14 protein-coding genes are annotated in these 16,010 nt (G+C 64.4%); 9 read left to right on the top strand and 5 right to left on the bottom strand.

The window, feature by feature from the left end:
• Position 1: 1 nt before the first annotated feature.
• Together otnI and QZ500_RS09180 are read left to right on the top strand one after the other, a co-directional pair.
• Positions 2-925 carry a 2-oxo-tetronate isomerase gene (gene otnI / locus QZ500_RS09185; RefSeq protein ID WP_295854104.1) on the top strand — a complete coding sequence of 308 codons (924 nt, stop codon included), beginning with the start codon at positions 2-4 and terminating at the stop codon, positions 923-925.
• A gap of 622 nt (positions 926-1,547) precedes the next feature.
• On the top strand, positions 1,548-2,600 hold the full coding sequence (locus tag QZ500_RS09180) for an amino acid ABC transporter substrate-binding protein (protein WP_295854102.1): 1,053 nt from the start codon (positions 1,548-1,550) through the stop codon (positions 2,598-2,600).
• Here the strand turns inward: QZ500_RS09180 and QZ500_RS09175 are convergent.
• On the bottom strand, positions 2,582-3,928 hold the full coding sequence (locus QZ500_RS09175; protein WP_295854100.1) for a sigma-54 dependent transcriptional regulator: 1,347 nt from the start codon (positions 3,926-3,928) through the stop codon (positions 2,582-2,584). The genes QZ500_RS09180 and QZ500_RS09175 overlap by 19 nt on opposite strands.
• Before the next feature lie 7 nt (positions 3,929-3,935).
• A complete protein-coding gene (locus tag QZ500_RS09170) occupies positions 3,936-5,738 on the bottom strand; it encodes an ATP-binding protein (RefSeq protein WP_295854098.1) in 1,803 nt (600 codons plus the stop codon).
• Positions 5,739-6,067: 329 nt separating this feature from the next.
• Between QZ500_RS09170 and ggt the strand changes: the two genes are divergently transcribed.
• The 6 genes from ggt (at position 6,068) to QZ500_RS09140 (ending at position 11,857) form a co-directional block, all read left to right on the top strand.
• Positions 6,068-7,990, top strand: a complete 1,923-nt coding sequence (gene ggt / locus QZ500_RS09165) for a gamma-glutamyltransferase (protein ID WP_295854096.1) — start codon at positions 6,068-6,070, stop codon at positions 7,988-7,990.
• Positions 7,991-8,034: 44 nt separating this feature from the next.
• Positions 8,035-8,208: a hypothetical protein gene (locus QZ500_RS09160; protein WP_295854093.1), complete on the top strand. Its 174-nt coding sequence runs from the start codon at positions 8,035-8,037 to the stop codon at positions 8,206-8,208.
• Positions 8,209-8,305: 97 nt separating this feature from the next.
• The gene (locus tag QZ500_RS09155; RefSeq protein ID WP_295854091.1) at positions 8,306-8,674 is read left to right on the top strand and encodes a hypothetical protein; all 369 of its coding nucleotides are present in this window, start codon (positions 8,306-8,308) and stop codon (positions 8,672-8,674) included.
• A 504-nt stretch (positions 8,675-9,178) separates the two neighbouring features.
• Positions 9,179-9,415 carry a CopG family antitoxin gene (locus tag QZ500_RS09150; protein WP_295854089.1) on the top strand — a complete coding sequence of 79 codons (237 nt, stop codon included), beginning with the start codon at positions 9,179-9,181 and terminating at the stop codon, positions 9,413-9,415.
• A gap of 369 nt (positions 9,416-9,784) precedes the next feature.
• Positions 9,785-10,993: a glycerophosphodiester phosphodiesterase gene (locus tag QZ500_RS09145; protein ID WP_295854086.1), complete on the top strand. Its 1,209-nt coding sequence runs from the start codon at positions 9,785-9,787 to the stop codon at positions 10,991-10,993.
• 96 nt (positions 10,994-11,089) lie between these two features.
• Positions 11,090-11,857: a hypothetical protein gene (locus QZ500_RS09140; RefSeq protein WP_295854083.1), complete on the top strand. Its 768-nt coding sequence runs from the start codon at positions 11,090-11,092 to the stop codon at positions 11,855-11,857.
• 100 nt (positions 11,858-11,957) lie between these two features.
• Here QZ500_RS09140 and QZ500_RS09135 read toward each other — a convergent pair whose 3' ends face one another.
• The 3 genes from QZ500_RS09135 to QZ500_RS09125 all read right to left on the bottom strand — a co-directional run bounded on the left by QZ500_RS09135 (position 11,958) and on the right by QZ500_RS09125 (position 15,112).
• Positions 11,958-12,311 carry a TfoX/Sxy family protein gene (locus QZ500_RS09135; protein WP_295854080.1) on the bottom strand — a complete coding sequence of 118 codons (354 nt, stop codon included), beginning with the start codon at positions 12,309-12,311 and terminating at the stop codon, positions 11,958-11,960.
• A gap of 46 nt (positions 12,312-12,357) precedes the next feature.
• On the bottom strand, positions 12,358-14,619 hold the full coding sequence (katG, locus tag QZ500_RS09130; RefSeq protein ID WP_295854077.1) for a catalase/peroxidase HPI: 2,262 nt from the start codon (positions 14,617-14,619) through the stop codon (positions 12,358-12,360).
• A gap of 136 nt (positions 14,620-14,755) precedes the next feature.
• The gene (locus tag QZ500_RS09125; protein ID WP_295854075.1) at positions 14,756-15,112 is read right to left on the bottom strand and encodes a c-type cytochrome; all 357 of its coding nucleotides are present in this window, start codon (positions 15,110-15,112) and stop codon (positions 14,756-14,758) included.
• Between the two features lie 131 nt (positions 15,113-15,243).
• Between QZ500_RS09125 and QZ500_RS09120 the strand changes: the two genes are divergently transcribed.
• Positions 15,244-15,933 (top strand): GntR family transcriptional regulator, encoded by a 690-nt coding sequence (locus QZ500_RS09120; protein WP_295854074.1) that lies wholly within the window; start codon positions 15,244-15,246, stop codon positions 15,931-15,933.
• The last annotated feature ends 77 nt before the right edge of the window (positions 15,934-16,010 follow it).

Here is a 16,010-nt window from a genome sequence, read left to right as displayed (position 1 = left end):
CATGCCCCGCTTCGCCGCCAATCTTTCCTTCCTGTACCAGGAACTCGATTTCCTCGACCGTTTCGAGGCCGCCGCGCGCGACGGCTTCGGCGCGGTCGAATACCTCGCGCCGTACCCGTTCCCGGCCGCCGAGATCGCCGCGCGGCTGCAAGCCCACGGGCTGCGGCAGGCGCTGTTCAACGCACCGCCGAGCGGCGGCGACGCCGAGGCGGTCGCCACCGCCTGGAACCGCGCCGAGCGCGGCATCGCGGCCCTGCCAGGGCGCGAGGCGGAATTCCGCGAGGGCTTCGCGCATGCGCTGGCCTATGCGGATGCGCTCGACTGTGCGCAGATCCACGTGATGGCCGGCCTGGTGCCGGCGGGCACCGATCCTGCGGCACTGCGCGCCACCTACGTCGCCAACCTGCGCTGGGCCGCGACCCAGGCGCAGAAGGCCGGCCGGCAGGTACTGATCGAGCCGATCAACACCCGCGACATGCCGGGCTACCTGCTCAACCGCCAGGACGACGCGCATGCGGTGCTGCAGGCGGTCGGCGCGCCCAACCTGCAGGTGCAGATGGACCTGTACCACTGCCAGATTGTCGAGGGCGACCTGGCCGCGAAGCTGCGCACCTGGCTGCCGACCGGCCGCGTCGCGCATCTGCAGATCGCGGGCGTGCCGGCGCGCCACGAGCCGGACACGGGGGAGATCCACTACCCGTTCCTGTTCCGGCTGATCGACGAACTGGGCTTCGACGGCTGGATCGGCTGCGAGTACAAGCCGGTACGGGGGGCGGTGCCGAACGGGACAAGCGACGGGCTGGGATGGATGCGGGCGGCGCTGGGGGGGTTAGGCGGCAGGTTTTTAGGGGCAACTGCTGTTGCCTCGCTTTGGAAGGCGCCTGTCTTATTCGCAGAAGCTGCTGGGTGGGGAGTGCTTGCGTGAAGGGGTGTGCGCGGGGACGCCGGGCAGGCGGATAGCTCCGTGTCCCCGGAAACGCCTGCGGCGTTTCCTCCTCCTTGACCTACGCTATCCGCCTGCCCGGCATCTCCGTCGAGCCGAGCGTGGGCGCAGAGAGGCCTGCTGTTCCGCGGTCACTCGTTCGTAGCGAATGGCTGCGTTTGTAGCGCTTCACCTGCACAGACACAGTTCTTCGGCAAAAAATCGAGGCAGGTAAAAGACGTCGATGCGGCGCCTTATTCGCGCGCAATCTAGAGCTATGCGGGCGCGAGATGGCTTGGCATCATGAACCGCGCAGAACCGTCGTTGATACGATGATCGGGCGACCGCTTTCGGCCTAAAGCGGACGTTTTGCTTGCGTAAGCTCCTACATGTCGCGCGTTGCTTGCGCCGCTGCCGACTTCATCGGATACGACCCCATTGAAAGTGCTCGCTACCCTACTTTTCGCCGGACAGATTGCAGCGGATAGCAGGCTTTAGATCTGTGCTCCGACGACAAGTTGGCATTCAGGTAATGACCGACACCACCTTGATACGGACGTATGTGTGCAGTTTCACGACCGACAAAGTTTTTTGTAGCTCCTAAGTGATCTCTCACGACCCTTGTGTGTCATTGATCTTGTCAAATCTGGAGCAACAGAAGCTTTTTGCTGACAAAACGACTTCTTGCGCGATGGTCGGTATGCTCATAGATATGCGCCACTGTGCTTCCACACTTGTTTTAGCTGGCCTACTCTTCATGTCACTAGAAGCGTCGGCAGCAACGCGTCAAGAGATCGACAGCCCGACCCTCAGCAAGATCCAACAGTCCAACGTTGTGGCCATCGGCTACCGCGAGGGTTCACCGCCGTTTTCATATCTCGACGACCGTCAGCGTCCGATCGGTTATTCGATCGACATATGCATGCATGTGGTCGATGCGATCAAAACCCGGCTGCAGCTCAACAGAATAGATGTGCGCATGGTCCCCGCCACGCCGGCTAGCCGTATCGCGCTGGTTCGCAATGGCACGATCGACTTGGAATGCGGTGTGTCGACGAACACAGCAGAACGTCAGAAGCAGGTTTCATTCACCGTCACAACTTTCGTGACGAGTGGCAAGCTGCTTTGGAAAAAGTCCTCTGGCTTCTCTACGGCGATGGACCTACGGGGACGCACTGTCGTCTCTACTGTCGGTACGACCAATATCCAGCAGCTGGCTTCCTTCAATGCACGCAACGGCCTAGACATTCGCATTTTGGCTGCAAGCGATGATTCGCGAGCTTTTCGACTGGTCCAATCCAGCCGGGCTGCTGCCTATGCCATGGACGAGGTCTTGCTGCGCAGTACGGTTGCCGACGCGCCGGACGGGAACGACTACGTCATATCGGAAGACACTCTTTCGATCGAGCCTTATGCAGTCATGCTGCGCAAAGACGATCCGGGATTCAAGCAGTTGGCCGACGACGCAATCAAAACGCTCTACCGAAGCGGCGAAATTCACAAGATATACCGTCGCTGGTTCGAGAGTCCTATCCCTCCTCGCGGAGTTATTTTGAACATGCCGATGAGCACCCAATTGGAGCGAGCCATCCGGGCGCCAATCGATTCCGGCGAACCGGCCGACTATCTGACATCTACACCGCCAAAAGCTGAAGGTCCTCAAGGTTCGATGCGGTAGTCATCGAGCACGATGGCGTGACGGGCGATCTTGTCGTAGAAGGTTTTTCGAGCGATTCCCAAGGCCTCGCTCACTTGCACGGGACGGCCACGATGCAGCCGTAGTGCCTGCTCAATCAGTGCCTTCTCGACTTGATCCATCTGCTCCGCGAGACTGCGCACAGAAGCAGTGTCTGCAGCAATGTCGTCTCCTTGAAGACCAAGCACAAACCGCTCAGCCGCATTTCTCAACTCGCGCACGTTGCCTGGCCAATCGTGGGCTACCAGCCTCTGCAACTGGGCTGCGGTGAGCGTAGGCACGTCCCTGCCGTGGCGGGCTGCGGCTTGCAAGGCAAAATGCTCGAAGAGCAGCGGAACATCCTCGCGGCGTTCGCGCAGCGCAGGCAGATGCACCACTGCCACATTGAGGCGGTAATACAGGTCACTGCGGAACTCATGCCCAGTGGGGCCCTTCGGACTCAAGTCGATCTTGCTGGCTGCCACCACACGTACGTCTACCTCGATCTCATCGTTGGATCCCAGGCGCTCGACCTTGCGCTCCTGAAGCACCCGCAGGAGCTTGACTTGGAACGAGGGTGGCATGCTTTCGATTTCGTCGAGCAGCAGGGTGCCACCATCGGCGTATTCGATCTTGCCGATGCGCTTGCGTGCAGCGTGGGTAAAAGCCCCTGCTTCATGGCCGAACAGTTCGCTCTCCAAAAGCGATTCGGGAACCCCACCGCAATTAATGGCCACGAAGTTCCGTGAGCGTCGGGGGCTGAATTGGTGAAGGCAGCGTGCAACCAGTTCTTTGCCGGTTCCTGTCTCCCCAAGCAGCATCACATCTACAGATGCAGGCGCCAGTTGCAGGATTTGCTGGCGCAACACGGACATGCAGGTGCTGCGCCCGAGCAGCATGGACTCAATGCCGTCGCGGCTTCCCAGTTGCTGCCGCAGGTTCTGCACTTCCACCTGCAATGCTCGCTTCTCGATCGCGCGGCGAGCGATGTCTACCAGCCGGTCAGGTGCAAAAGGCTTCTCCAAAAAGTCGTAAGCTCCTGCCCGCATGGCTGATACGGCAAGCATCACATCGCCATGAGCTGTGATGAGGATGACGGGAATGTCTGCGTCCACGGCAACCACGCGCCGCAGGAGTTCCAGACCATCCATGCCGCCCAATCGGATGTCGCTGACCACAATACCTTGCATCCCCGGTCCGATCGACCGCAAAGCAAGCTCGGCGGAGCCAAAAGCCTCCACGGCCAACCCCGCGAGTTCCAGTGTCTGGGTGAGGCTCGTGCGGACCGCCGGGTCGTCTTCCACGAACACGATCTTGAAATCGTCGATCATCTGTTTCTCAAGAAAATGAAAGCTGCGCCGCAGCCGATGCAAGAGCCAGATCGAATGCGAAAGCCGCGCCCACCGGCACGTCGACGGTGCGAAGTTCACCCCCGAATTCCCGCACGATGCTTGCAGAGATCACCAAGCCGAGCCCCAGACCCTCTCCGGCCGGCTTTGTCGTGAAGAACGGTTCGAAAAGGCGACGCTGCAGTTCTTCCGGAATTCCAGGGCCATTGTCAGTCACCGTGATGACCAAGCGACCTGCAGCTTCCTGAGCGCGAATTTCGACGCAGGGTTGCTCGCGACCACGCACGGCATCCATTGCATTCGCCAGTAGATTCACCAGCACTTGCTCCAGTCGGTTCGCGTCGCATCGCACCATCGCTCGCGCGGGCGTGTTGACCCGCAAGTGCACTTTTTCCTCACGCAAGCGCACCTGCATCAAGCTTCGGGCCGCATCGATCGTAGGGTTGAGCGCGATGTCAGCCGGATCTCCTGCGGTCTTACGCGCGAACGACTTCAGCTGCGACGTGATCCGGCCCATGCGTTCGACCATGTCCGAGATGCTGTCAATATTCGCCGTTGCTTCCGCGACCCGGTCACGCTCGAGCAAAAGTCGGGTATTGCTTGTCAAGGCTCTTAGAGCCATGAGCGGCTGACCCAGCTCGTGGGAAATGCCTGTTGACAGCTGACCGAGAATGGCCATCTTGCCTGCCTGAAGCAATTCAGCTGTGCGCAACTGCACGGTGCGTTCCAGTTCCGCATATGCGTACTCCAGCTGTGCGCGAGCGGCCACTTTCTGCGCTGCGACACGTCGTCGCTGAATCAGATACATCAGCAGAACGCTCGAAGAAATGGATAGCGCAACGGCTATCCAAGCCGCGCTTCGCGCGCTGCGAGCGACCTCCGAGGCATCGGACACGAGCATCATGTGCCAGCCATATTTGGGAACCGGCAGCCGGTTGAGTACCGCCAGCCGCTGCCCTGTACCCGGCTTCTTCCAACGGATCAACTGACCCCCGTGGCTCAGCGGGTCTCTGAAGACGACTTCCTCGCCGGAACCGTCAGCGCCCTCAAACACGGCCCCGCGCGGTTGCGCAGACGACGCCGTAGACGTAAGTTTTTGGCCTTTCCAAGCTGCGACGGACGAGATCACCACACGTCCACGTGCATTCACTACGAAAGGCTTTTCGCTCTCTGCAGGAAACGCGAGTCCGGTCCATGTGGCCTCCAGCGGATCCAGGCTGATGCACACCACAGCCCGTCCAACCATCTGGTCAGCGATGGCGACGGATTGAGAAAAACAATGATCGGATGCAACTCCAACATCACCCGGCAGCCAAATGCCTTCGGTCAGGGGCGAAGTGCGAGCGCTATCGCCGTCCTCGCGGGTCGGCGAATCCAGTGACAGTCGCTTGCCAACCAGGGTGCCAGGGCGATACCAGTCACTGCCGGCCAATACAAAGCCGGCGCCGTCGACGACGAAGGCAACCGAGATGCCCGACATTGCTGCGAAACGCGCAAGCTTGCGATTGGCTACAGCCTTCAATGCCTCGTCTTCAGGCTGTGTCAGCGTGGCCAACACATCGCCGTCGATCTGCAGCAGCCGCGGGAGATAGTCATAGCGAGCGAGCTCGTTCTCGAGCACCGATGCATAGAGATCGAGTTGCCGAGCAGCTGCGTCGTCCAGTCGTTCGAATGCCCGCGCTTCAGCCCAACGGTAGGACCAAAAGGCGGCCAGACATGCCAGGGTAATCATTGCGATCCGCAGCAGCGTGAGGCGATTCCGTGCAGTCAGTGCGAAACGGCTTGGGAACATGAAAGAGGGACCGATGTACGCGCGCTACATGCGAAAAGAACGCGATCCTGCGGTATGCGTCTACGGGCCGTCAACCTATCGGACGTTGATTGAAACGCACTGTGCGGTGGACCACACACCACCATAGGCCTGAAGTGTGGAATCCCATACTCATTACCAAGCCTGGTACTACCAGTAGAGAAAAATAACCAATGGCGACAATGCCTTGCAGATGCATGAGCAAATGCTGCATGTCGGCACGCGAGTTGCGAAAGAGCGATTGGTTTGCTCGCTGAGCCAGTCCTGCCGGGACGAGAGCGGGCACCGTTGTCTCTTCATCTGGAGTTCAAATGCTTCGCACCCTTCATCGCCATCGCACTGTCGCTCGGCCTGCGCGCCGTCTGTCTCAAATTGCCAGCGCAACGCTGGTCGCCGTTACCCTCGCTGGCTGCGGCGGCGGCGGTGACGGCGGATCTTCCGTTCCTTCGCCCGGTGTTTCGATCCAGGAAACCGGTTATGCCGGTGGTGTCGTTGCGGTATCGCATCCCCTTGCTGCCAAGGTCGGTCAGGACATGCTGGCCTCCGGCGGAAATGCCGTCGATGCAGCTGTCGCCATGCAGTTCGCTCTCAATGTCGTCGAGCCGCAAAGCTCCGGCATCGGTGGCGGCGGCTTCATGATGGTCTATTCCGCCAAGGACAAAAAGACCACCATCATCGACGGACGTGAACGTGCACCGGCGGCGGCTACTCCGACCATGTTCGGTTCGCTCTCCTTCGAGGACGCCTCCACGACCGGCATCTCCGTTGGGGTTCCGGGCACGTTGCGCCTCGTCGACACCGCCTTGAAGACGTTTGGCACCCGAACGCTGGCACAAGCCATTGCACCCGCGATTCCGCTGGCCGAAAGCGGCTTTGCCGTCACTCCTTCCCTTGCGGCGGACATCGTCAACACGACGGACCGCGGCTTCGCCATCACCAATCTGCAGACCGAAACGGCCGCGATCTTCCGTCCGAACGGTGTGCCGCTGAAGAGCGGCGAGTTGTTGCGTCAGCCCGATCTGGCCAAGACGCTGCAGCTGATCGCCAATCAAGGTCCGGACGTGTTCTACAAGGGTGAGATTGCCAGCGCGATCGTCAATGCCCAGACCCGCTCCACGACCACCGGTGCCGCAGGCGCAAAGCTGACCTCCGGCGCAGGCGGCAAGATGACGGTGGCCGACTTGGCCAACTACACCGTGACCATGCGTGCTCCCTTGAGCGGCAGCTACCGCGGCTACACCGTGCAGGTGACTCCGCCACCGTCGGGCGGCGGCATTACGGTGCTGCAGGAACTCGCCATGCTCGAGCAGTTCCCGCTCGGAGACACCAGCAAGGGTTTCGGTTTCGGTGCGAAGAACACCCTCAACGTGCTGATCGACAGCATGCATCTGGCCTTTAACGATCGCAACTTCTGGACAGGTGATGCCGATTTTGTGTCTGTGCCGATCGCCGGTCTGCTGAACAAGAACTATCTGGCGACTCGGGCTGCATTGGTCAAACAGGACACGGCGCTCAAGGCTGCCGACCTCAAGCCAGGCAATCCGCTGCCCTTCAACGGCGCTTCGGTGCCGATGACCGCGCAAGATCCCAAGGAAGGTTCCAACACCACGCACATGGTGGTGATTGACCGTGAGGGCAACATCGTGACCTGGACGACGACCGTTGAATCGCTGTTCGGCAGCGGTATTACGGTGCCGGGTTACGGTTTCATCCTCAACAACGAGATGACCGACTTCAACTTCCCGCCCACCTTGGACGCATCGAAAGGTGACATCGGCGCCAACGATGTCGCACCGTTCAAGCGTCCCCGCAGCAGCATGACCCCGACGATCCTGTTCAAGGATGGCCGGCCCTTTGCTGCCCTGGGTTCCGCAGGCGGCTCGAAGATCATCAATGCCGTGGTTCAAATCACGTCGAACATGATCGACCACAAGATGGGTGTGCAGGCCGCGGTAGATGCTCCACGTATCCATGCTGGCGCCAGCGGTACGACGTTCTGCGAAGTGGGACCGTTCACCCCGACGGGCTTTACGCCGACGCCTGCGTTCTCTCCCAGCGTGATCGCTTCCGTCAACGCGATGCGCGAGTCGTCTGTAGGCGTCCCTGCATGCTCGGGTAATGAAGCCAACGGAGCCAACTTGTCGGCGCAAGCTGCAGTGATCGACTTGAATAACGGTCTGCGTTATGGCGGGGCGGACAAGCGTCGCGGCGGTACCGTACTGGGTGTGCAGTAAATTTCGGACAGGGGGCGCCGAGGCGCCCCCTTTTTCACAATGACATGGAAGAAGAACCGACAAATACTGCAACCGACGGCGACAGTGCTGGATTTACGATAGATGAAACGCTGGCGCCATCAGAAGAAACCGACAACATTTTAGAACTAGTGCTCTGGACAATCACTGGAGTGATATTTTTCATCGCTGCGATTTGCATAGCATTATCAGTAGATTGAGCGGCAAACAAGCTGGCTGGAAATAGGGTGGGCCATACCGCCGGCAAAAGCAGAAATCTAACTTACCATTTTTCATCAAACAGCAGTGGATCGACCTATGGAACAAGATACGCTCTGCAGCGGCCAAATTGCGTCTATGCTGAGGCCCTATTTCATACCGCACGTATCCCTGGGTGCATCGCTGGAAGAATTTGAAGGCAGTGTCGTCGCAATTTTGGAAAATAGGAAAGTTCCGAAGCATGGTGAATTTTCTAGCCCAAGTGGCCGCTTTACCTTTGATTTTCAGCCAAGTATTGAAAGAAAATTAAAAAGTTGCGGTATTTCGCAAAATTCCGCTTTCCTGCACAGAATATCGATGGCGCTTCTGGATGCCATCAATAGCTCTGGACGCGACGGTTTTCACTGGCGCAGACGCATTATTATCATCGAAGCGACGCCCGGGGTTTATACTCATGTATACACCTGAAATGTCGCCGCAGATTTAATGAAAACCCAAATCACCACATGGCACTCGGCGAGGCCGCCAATATTCTAATGTTGGCAGTTCTGCACAAATTGTCTCCTGTTCAAGAGCATTTATGTAGACTCTGCTGCTGGCGCTTAATTTGCCAATTTTTAATCCAGCCTTAATTTGCTAATATATTCGGTGGCTCCGCATGCAGCGTCGAATATTGTTTCTAAATAATAAAATATTTTAATAGGACATGCACTCAATAGAAATTAATTTAATTGCGAGCAAGTGCCCATTTTTGAGAAGTGTCGGGTCGACGTCTGAAATGCGTAGTCCGCTGTGAGCTGTACGCTTTGGACCCAAGGCGGACGCTAGCTGCGATGACCGCTATGGGCCCAAACCGGACGTTCATGCAAGCCCGTGCTCGGCCGAACTGCAGACATCTGTGCCGTTTGACTCCTGGGGCAATCTGGTCCGCCCGATCTGTGCCCGATACATAAACGCAAAGAAGAAGCGCTCATGAAGCACATACCTAAACTCACCACCGATGCCGACGCCGAGGCGTTCCTCGAAACCGATTTGTCGGGACTCGACTTCGGGCAGTTCCAACCCATGCGCTTCGAGATCGCGCAGAAAGAGGCGGTAATGCTGGATGCCGTCCGGGCCGAAGCGCAACAGGAGGTCGTTCCTCACGACCGGCATGTCCGCGCGGTGTCCGAAGCCGACCTGCAAACGCCGAATAAGGGCGAGCGCTGACCCCTGCGCCTACGCGGCGCGATGCGCCCTTGGAAACAAGCTCAGGACCAACGGCGGGACGATAAAAAAGGCTTTCCATGCCTGACCGATGAGGCAGGACCGGGGTGGTGGGTGCTCATCGCAGCGAAATCAAGGAGGAGGCCACAGGCCGGGGGACATTCGCGGAGGGGAGTACCCGCCGATCCGGTCCGGACCACAGGGCGCCCACCCACGCACCTTACGATCAAAAACCGAACCCAGCGCCCGCCCCACCTGCGCAATCAGCTACTGAATCCATAGCAGAAGAAGCCGACGGCGTGTCCATCAGGCGTCAAGCTACCGACATCCGCCGCCCCTAGCATCGGCACTCCCCATCCGCCGGAGACCGCCATGCCGCATGCCCACCACCCCGCCCCGACCCTTTCGCGCCGCACCCTGCTCGCCGGTGCCGGCGCCGCCCTGGCTGCCGGCGGCTGCGCCGGTACCCCATCCGCGCCGCCCGTCGCCGGCCTGCCCTGGGAGCGCGCCGGGGTCGCCGGCGCCTGGCCGCCGCGCCCCACGCTGATCGCCCACCGCGGTGCCTCCGCGCTGCGGCCGGAACACACGCTCGCGGCCTACCGCCAGGCGATCGCCGACGGCGCCGACTGCATCGAGCCCGACCTGGTGCCCACCCGCGACGGCGTGCTGGTCGCGCGGCACGAGAACGCCATCGCGATCCTGAACGCCGACGGCAGCGTGAAGGAGGCCACCACCGACGTCGCCGACCGCCCCGCATTCGCCGCGCGCCGTACCACCAAGACGATCGACGGCGCACCGGTCACCGGCTGGTTCACCGAGGACTTCACCCTCGCCGAACTGAAGACCCTGCGCGCCCGCGAGCGCATTCCTGCCCAGCGCCCCGCCAACCGGCGCTTCGACGGCCAGTTCGAGATCCCGACGCTGCAGGAGATCGTCGACCTCGCCCGCACCGAATCGCAAGCGCGCGGCCGCACCATCGGCGTCTATCCCGAGACCAAGCATCCGACCTATTTCCAGTCGATCGGCTTGGCGCTGGAGCCCCGGCTGGTCGCGCTGCTGGACCGGAACGGCCTGAACCACCGCGACGCGCCGGTGTTCGTGCAGTCCTTCGAGGTAGGCAACCTGCAGCGGCTGCGCGGCATGACCGCGGTGCGCTTGGTGCAGCTGGTCGGCGCCAGCGGCCGGCCGTACGACTTCGTCGCCCAGGGCGCGGCCGAGACCCGCCGCTATGCCGACCTCGTCACCGCCGAAGGCCTGCGCGCGGTGCGCCGCTATGCCGATGCGGTCGGGCCGTACAAGACGCTGGTGGCGCCGGTGCAGGGCGGTGCGGTCGGCGCGCCCACCCGGCTGGTGGCCGACGCCCACGATGCCGGGCTCGCCGTCCACATCTGGACGCTCCGGCCCGAAAACGCATTCCTGCCGGCCGCCTACAAGCGCGCGCCGGTGGACGACGGCGCCGCGCGCGGCGACAGCGCGGGCGAGATCGCGGCCTACCTGCGGGCCGGCATCGACGGCTTCTTCACCGACGATCCGGCGGTGGGCCGCGCGGCGATCGACGCGACCGGCCGCACCGGGCGCTGACCACCGCGCCGGTCCCAGCCAATCCGGGCCGGCCGGCGGAGGGCGTGCTACGGTGCGCGTCTTCCGTCCCACTCCGCGCGCGAGCGCACTTCCTCCATGTCTACCCTGTCCGTCGAACTGCTGCGTCTCTACCCGCCCCCGCCGTCCGCCGGCACGGTGCGGCATGCGGTGCTCGCGGTCGCGCAGCCGGCGCCGTGGTCGGGACTGTCGGCGGTGTGGCGCGGCGTGCAGGCGGACCTCGGACTGCCGGCGCCGGCGATCGCGGTGTCGGGCGCCGACACGATGCAGCTGTGGTTCTCGTTTGCGGTGCCGGCGCCGGTCGCGCAGGTGCGCATGTTCCTGGCCGGGCTGCAGGCGCGCTACCTGGGCGACGTGCCGGCGCGTCTGGTGCGGCTCTGGCCGCAGGCGGCGGACGGGCCGGACGACGGCACCCGGCCGCCGCTGCCGCCCCGACAGGTGGCCGACGACCAGTGGTCGGCCTTCGTCGCGCCGGACCTGGCGCCGGTGTTCGAGGACACGCCGTGGCTCGACATCCCGCCCGGCGACGACGGCCAGGCGGCGCAGCTGCGCGGGCTGCGCGCGATCGCGCCGGCGAGCTTCGAGGCGGCGCTGCCGGCGCCCGGGACGGTGCTGCCGGCCGGTCGCGCGGCGCCGCTCGACGACCCGGCGCCCGCCCCTGCACCGGCGGCCGCGCGGGCCGCACCGGCGACGGAATCCGGTCTGCCCGCCGAACCGGCGACGGCCGATGCCGCGCACGACGCCGCCCGCCGCTTCCTGCTGCAGGCGATGCACGACCCGGAGGTGCCGATGGCGCTGCGGATCGACGCCGCCAAGGCGCTGCTCGCGACGCGCGAGCGCTCCTGAAACAATAGCTGCCTGCGCAGCAGGGGCCTGCGCAGCAGGGGCCTGCGCAGGCAGCACTTTTTCATCGGATTTCCGCCGTTGTCGAGGCGGCGTCCTGGCGTCAGGCGCGGCGGGTCGTACCCGACCGCACCGCCGCTTCCCATGCCCGTCCGGCCCACAGCCGGGCGGCCTCCGCGTCCTCGAACATTTCCGGCGGGGCTTCGCTGTACGACAGCTGGACCGGCTTGCCGTGGCGTTCGTAGCCGAAGGGCGCCAGCCCGCGGGCATCGAACGCGCCGCGCGACGTGGCGTCGGTCTTCAGGAACAGCCGGCCGTCCACCACCAGGGCGAACATGCGGCCCTCGTGGTAGACGCCGTGGCCGCCGAACATGCGCCGCAGCACGATACGTCCGAACGGCGCGAACACCTCCGGCAATGCCTCGGCCAGCGCATCGGTGCGGGCGCGGGTGGCCATGGGTCGTGGTCGTGCAGCGGGGCGCGGTCCGGCGGGCTCGGCGGCGTCAGGCGGCCTGCTTCTTCTGCACGTCGAAACGATCCAGGTCCATGACCTTGGCCCAGGCGGTCACGAAGTCGCGGACGAACTTCTGCTGCGCATCGGCGCTGGCGTACACCTCGGCCACCGCACGCAGCACCGCGTGGGAGCCGAACACCAGGTCGACGCGGCTGCCGGTCCAGCGGGCTTCGCCGGTCGCACGGTCGGTCCCGGCGTAGCTTTCCTTGCCGGTCGCCTTCCAGGCGGTGCCCATGTCGAGCAGGTTCACGAAGAAGTCGTTCGTCAGCGTGCCGGGGCGCTGGGTGAAGACGCCCTTCGGCGAGCCGTCGGTGTTGGCGCCGAGCACCCGCAGGCCGCCGACCAGCACCGTCATCTCGGGCGCGGTCAGCGTCAGCAGCTGGGCGCGGTCGATCAGCAGCGCCTCGCCGGGCACGCTGAAGGTGGTGCTCTGGAGCCAGTTGCGGAAGCCGTCGGCCCGCGGCTCCATCGCCTCGAAGGAGGCGACGTCGGTCTGCTCCTGCGACGCATCGGTGCGGCCGGGGGTGAAGGGCACCTCGATGGTCTGGCCGGCATCGGCGGCGGCCTTCTCGACCGCGGCATTGCCCGCCAGCACGATCAGGTCGGCGATGGACACCTGCTTGCCGCCGGAGGCCGCGCCGTTGAAGTCGGCGCGGATGCCTTCGAGCGTCTGCAGCACCCTGGCGAGCTGCTGCGGCTGGTTGACCGCCCAGTCCTTCTGCGGCGCGAGCCGGATGCGGGCGCCGTTGGCGCCGCCGCGCTTGTCGGAGCCGCGGAAGGTCGAGGCCGAGGCCCAGGCGGTAGAGACCAGCTCCGCCACGGACAGGCCCGAGGCCAGCACCTGCTGCTTGAGCGCGGCGATGTCCTGCGCGTCGATCGGTGCGCCGGTGGCTTCGGGGATCGGGTCCTGCCAGATCAGCACTTCGGCCGGCACTTCCGGGCCGAGGTAGCGGGCGCGCGGGCCCATGTCGCGGTGGGTCAGCTTGAACCAGGCGCGGGCGAAGGCGTCGGCGAACTGGTCGGGGTTCTGGTGGAAGCGGCGCGAGATGGCCTCGTAGGCCGGGTCCATGCGCAGCGCCAGGTCGGAGGTCAGCATGGTGGGCACCAGCTTCTTCGACGGGTCGTGGGCGTGCGGGATGGTCGCGTCGGCGCCCTTGGCGGTCCACTGATGGGCGCCGGCGGGGCTTTGGGTCAGTTCCCACTCGAAGCCGAACAGGTGGTCGAAGTATTCGTTGGTCCACTGCGTCGGCTTCGTGGTCCAGGTGACTTCCAGGCCGCTGGTGATGGTGTCGCCGCCCTTGCCGGTGCCGAAGCTGTTGTGCCAGCCGAAGCCCTGCGCCTCCAGGTCGGCGGCCTCCGGCTCCTTGCCGACGTGCTCGGAGGGGCCGGCGCCGTGGGTCTTGCCGAAGGTGTGGCCGCCGGCGATCAGCGCCACCGTCTCCTCGTCGTCCATCGCCATGCGGCCGAAGGTGTCGCGGATGTCGCGGGCCGAGGCGACCGGGTCGGGCTTGCCGTCCGGGCCTTCGGGGTTGACGTAGATCAGGCCCATCTGCACCGCGGCGAGCGGGTTCTCCAGGTCGCGGCTGTGGTCGACTTCGCTGTCGTCGTCCTTGTCGATGACGCCGTGGCCCGCGACGCCGGGCGAGCCGTGCGTGTAGCGCTTGTCGCCGCCGAGCCACTTGTCCTCGCGGCCCCAGTACACGTCTTGGTCGGGTTCCCACACGTCGGCCCGGCCGCCGGCGAAGCCGAAGGTCTTGAAGCCCATGGTCTCGAGCGCGACGTTGCCGGTCAGGATCAGCAGGTCGGCCCAGGAGATCTTGTTGCCGTATTTCTGCTTGATTGGCCAGAGCAGGCGGCGCGCCTTGTCGAGGCTGACGTTGTCGGGCCAGCTGTTGAGCGGCGCAAAGCGCTGCTGGCCGCGGCCGGCGCCGCCGCGGCCGTCGCCGATGCGGTAGGTGCCGGCGCTGTGCCAGGCCATGCGCACGAAGAGCGGACCGTAGTGGCCGAAGTCGGCCGGCCACCAATCCTGCGAATCGGTCATCAGCGCAGCCAGGTCGGCCTTCACCGCGGCGAGGTCGAGGCTCTTGAACGCTTCGGCGTAGTCGAAGCCCGCGTCCATCGGATCGGACTTCTCGGAATGCTGCTGCAGCAGGTCGACACGCAGCTGGTGCGGCCACCAGTCGCGGTTGGTGGTGCCGCCGCCGGCGGTCTGGTGGAAGGGGCACTGGGCGGGAGACGTGGGGCTGCTCATGGGGGGTGTCCTGATCGTGGTGAGGGATGAAGGGGCACGAATGCGCAGCGCGATTCTGGCGTGCCGCATGTCAGGAAGTGATGACAAAGTTTTATGCCGGCGATAGCCTCGGCCGGCGGTGTCTGCCGCCGTCGGCTCAGGGCGGCGGCGCCGGTCGGGCCAGTACCCAGGCCGCCAGCCGCTGCGCGTCGGCTTCGGACACCTGCGGCTGCCGCGGCATGATGACCCGGCCCCAGGTGCCGACGCTGCCGTGGCGGATCTTGCCGGCCAGCCGGTCCGGCGCTCCGGCATCGCCCCGGTAGCGCTCGGCGATCTGCGCGAAGCCGGGGCCGACCTGCTTGCGCACCAGGCCGTGGCAGGCCAGGCAGCCCGACGACCGCGCGAGGGCGGCGACCTCGTCCGGCACCGGCGCGGCAGCGGAGGCGGCCGTCGGCACGAGGGCCACCGCCGCCCAGAGACCGACGCTGCAGGCACTTTTCGCTATCGATTGCATAGCTGCTCCCGCCCGCAGGACGGGCGCAAAAGCCTGATTTTGATTCGATTCCGCCATCGCCGGGTTTTCACGCGGTGGCTTGTCCAGCATCAACGTATACATTAACGCATACGTCATCGCTGCCTTTTGCCATGCTTCCCGCCCTGCCTCTTCCCACCGCCACCCCCGCACCGCGCAAGGACGCGACCTACGACGCGCTGCGCCGCCGCATCCTCGACAACGCCTGGCCGCCCGGCCACCAGGCACTGGAGCAGGAGATCGCGCTGGAGCTCGGCGTGAGCCGCACGCCGGTGCGCGAGGCGCTGATCCGGCTGGAGCGCGAGGGCCTGGTGCAGGTGATCCCTCGGCGCGGCATGCGGGTGCTGCCGATGTCGGCGACCGACATGCGCGAGCTCTACGAGATCCTGACCGCGCTGGAGAGCCTGGCGGCCGAGACGCTCGCCAACCGCAAGCCGTCCGACGCCGAGCTGGCCCCGCTGCTGCAGGCCACCGATGCGATGGAGCAGGCGCTGGCCCGCGACGACCTCGACGCCTGGGCCGCCGCGGACGAGGACTTCCATGCCCGGCTGGTCACGCTGGCCGGCAACCGGCTGCTGGCCGAGGCGGTGTTCGGCCACTGGGACCGCGCCCACCGCGCCCGCATGTTCACGCTGCGGCTGCGGCCGGCGCCGGTCCATTCCACCCAGGAGCACCGCGCGCTGGTCGAGTGCCTGCGGGCCGGCGACTCGGCCGGCGCCGCGGCGGTCAACCGCGCCCACCGGCAGCGCGCCAGCCGCGAACTGCTGGCGATCTTCGAGCGCTATCGGCTGCAGCAGCTGTAGCGGGCCGCGCGCCGCCAATGCCCGCGCCGGACGCCCTGCCTGCAGCGGCGGCTCCCTCGCTTTACCTCTCCTTCTCT

It is taken from the genome of uncultured Xylophilus sp., assembly GCA_913776965.1.
GTDB lineage: Bacteria > Pseudomonadota > Gammaproteobacteria > Burkholderiales > Burkholderiaceae_C > Xylophilus.
The sequence above is the reverse complement of the archived record's forward strand: the minus strand, read 5'-3'. Positions and strand labels throughout refer to the sequence as shown.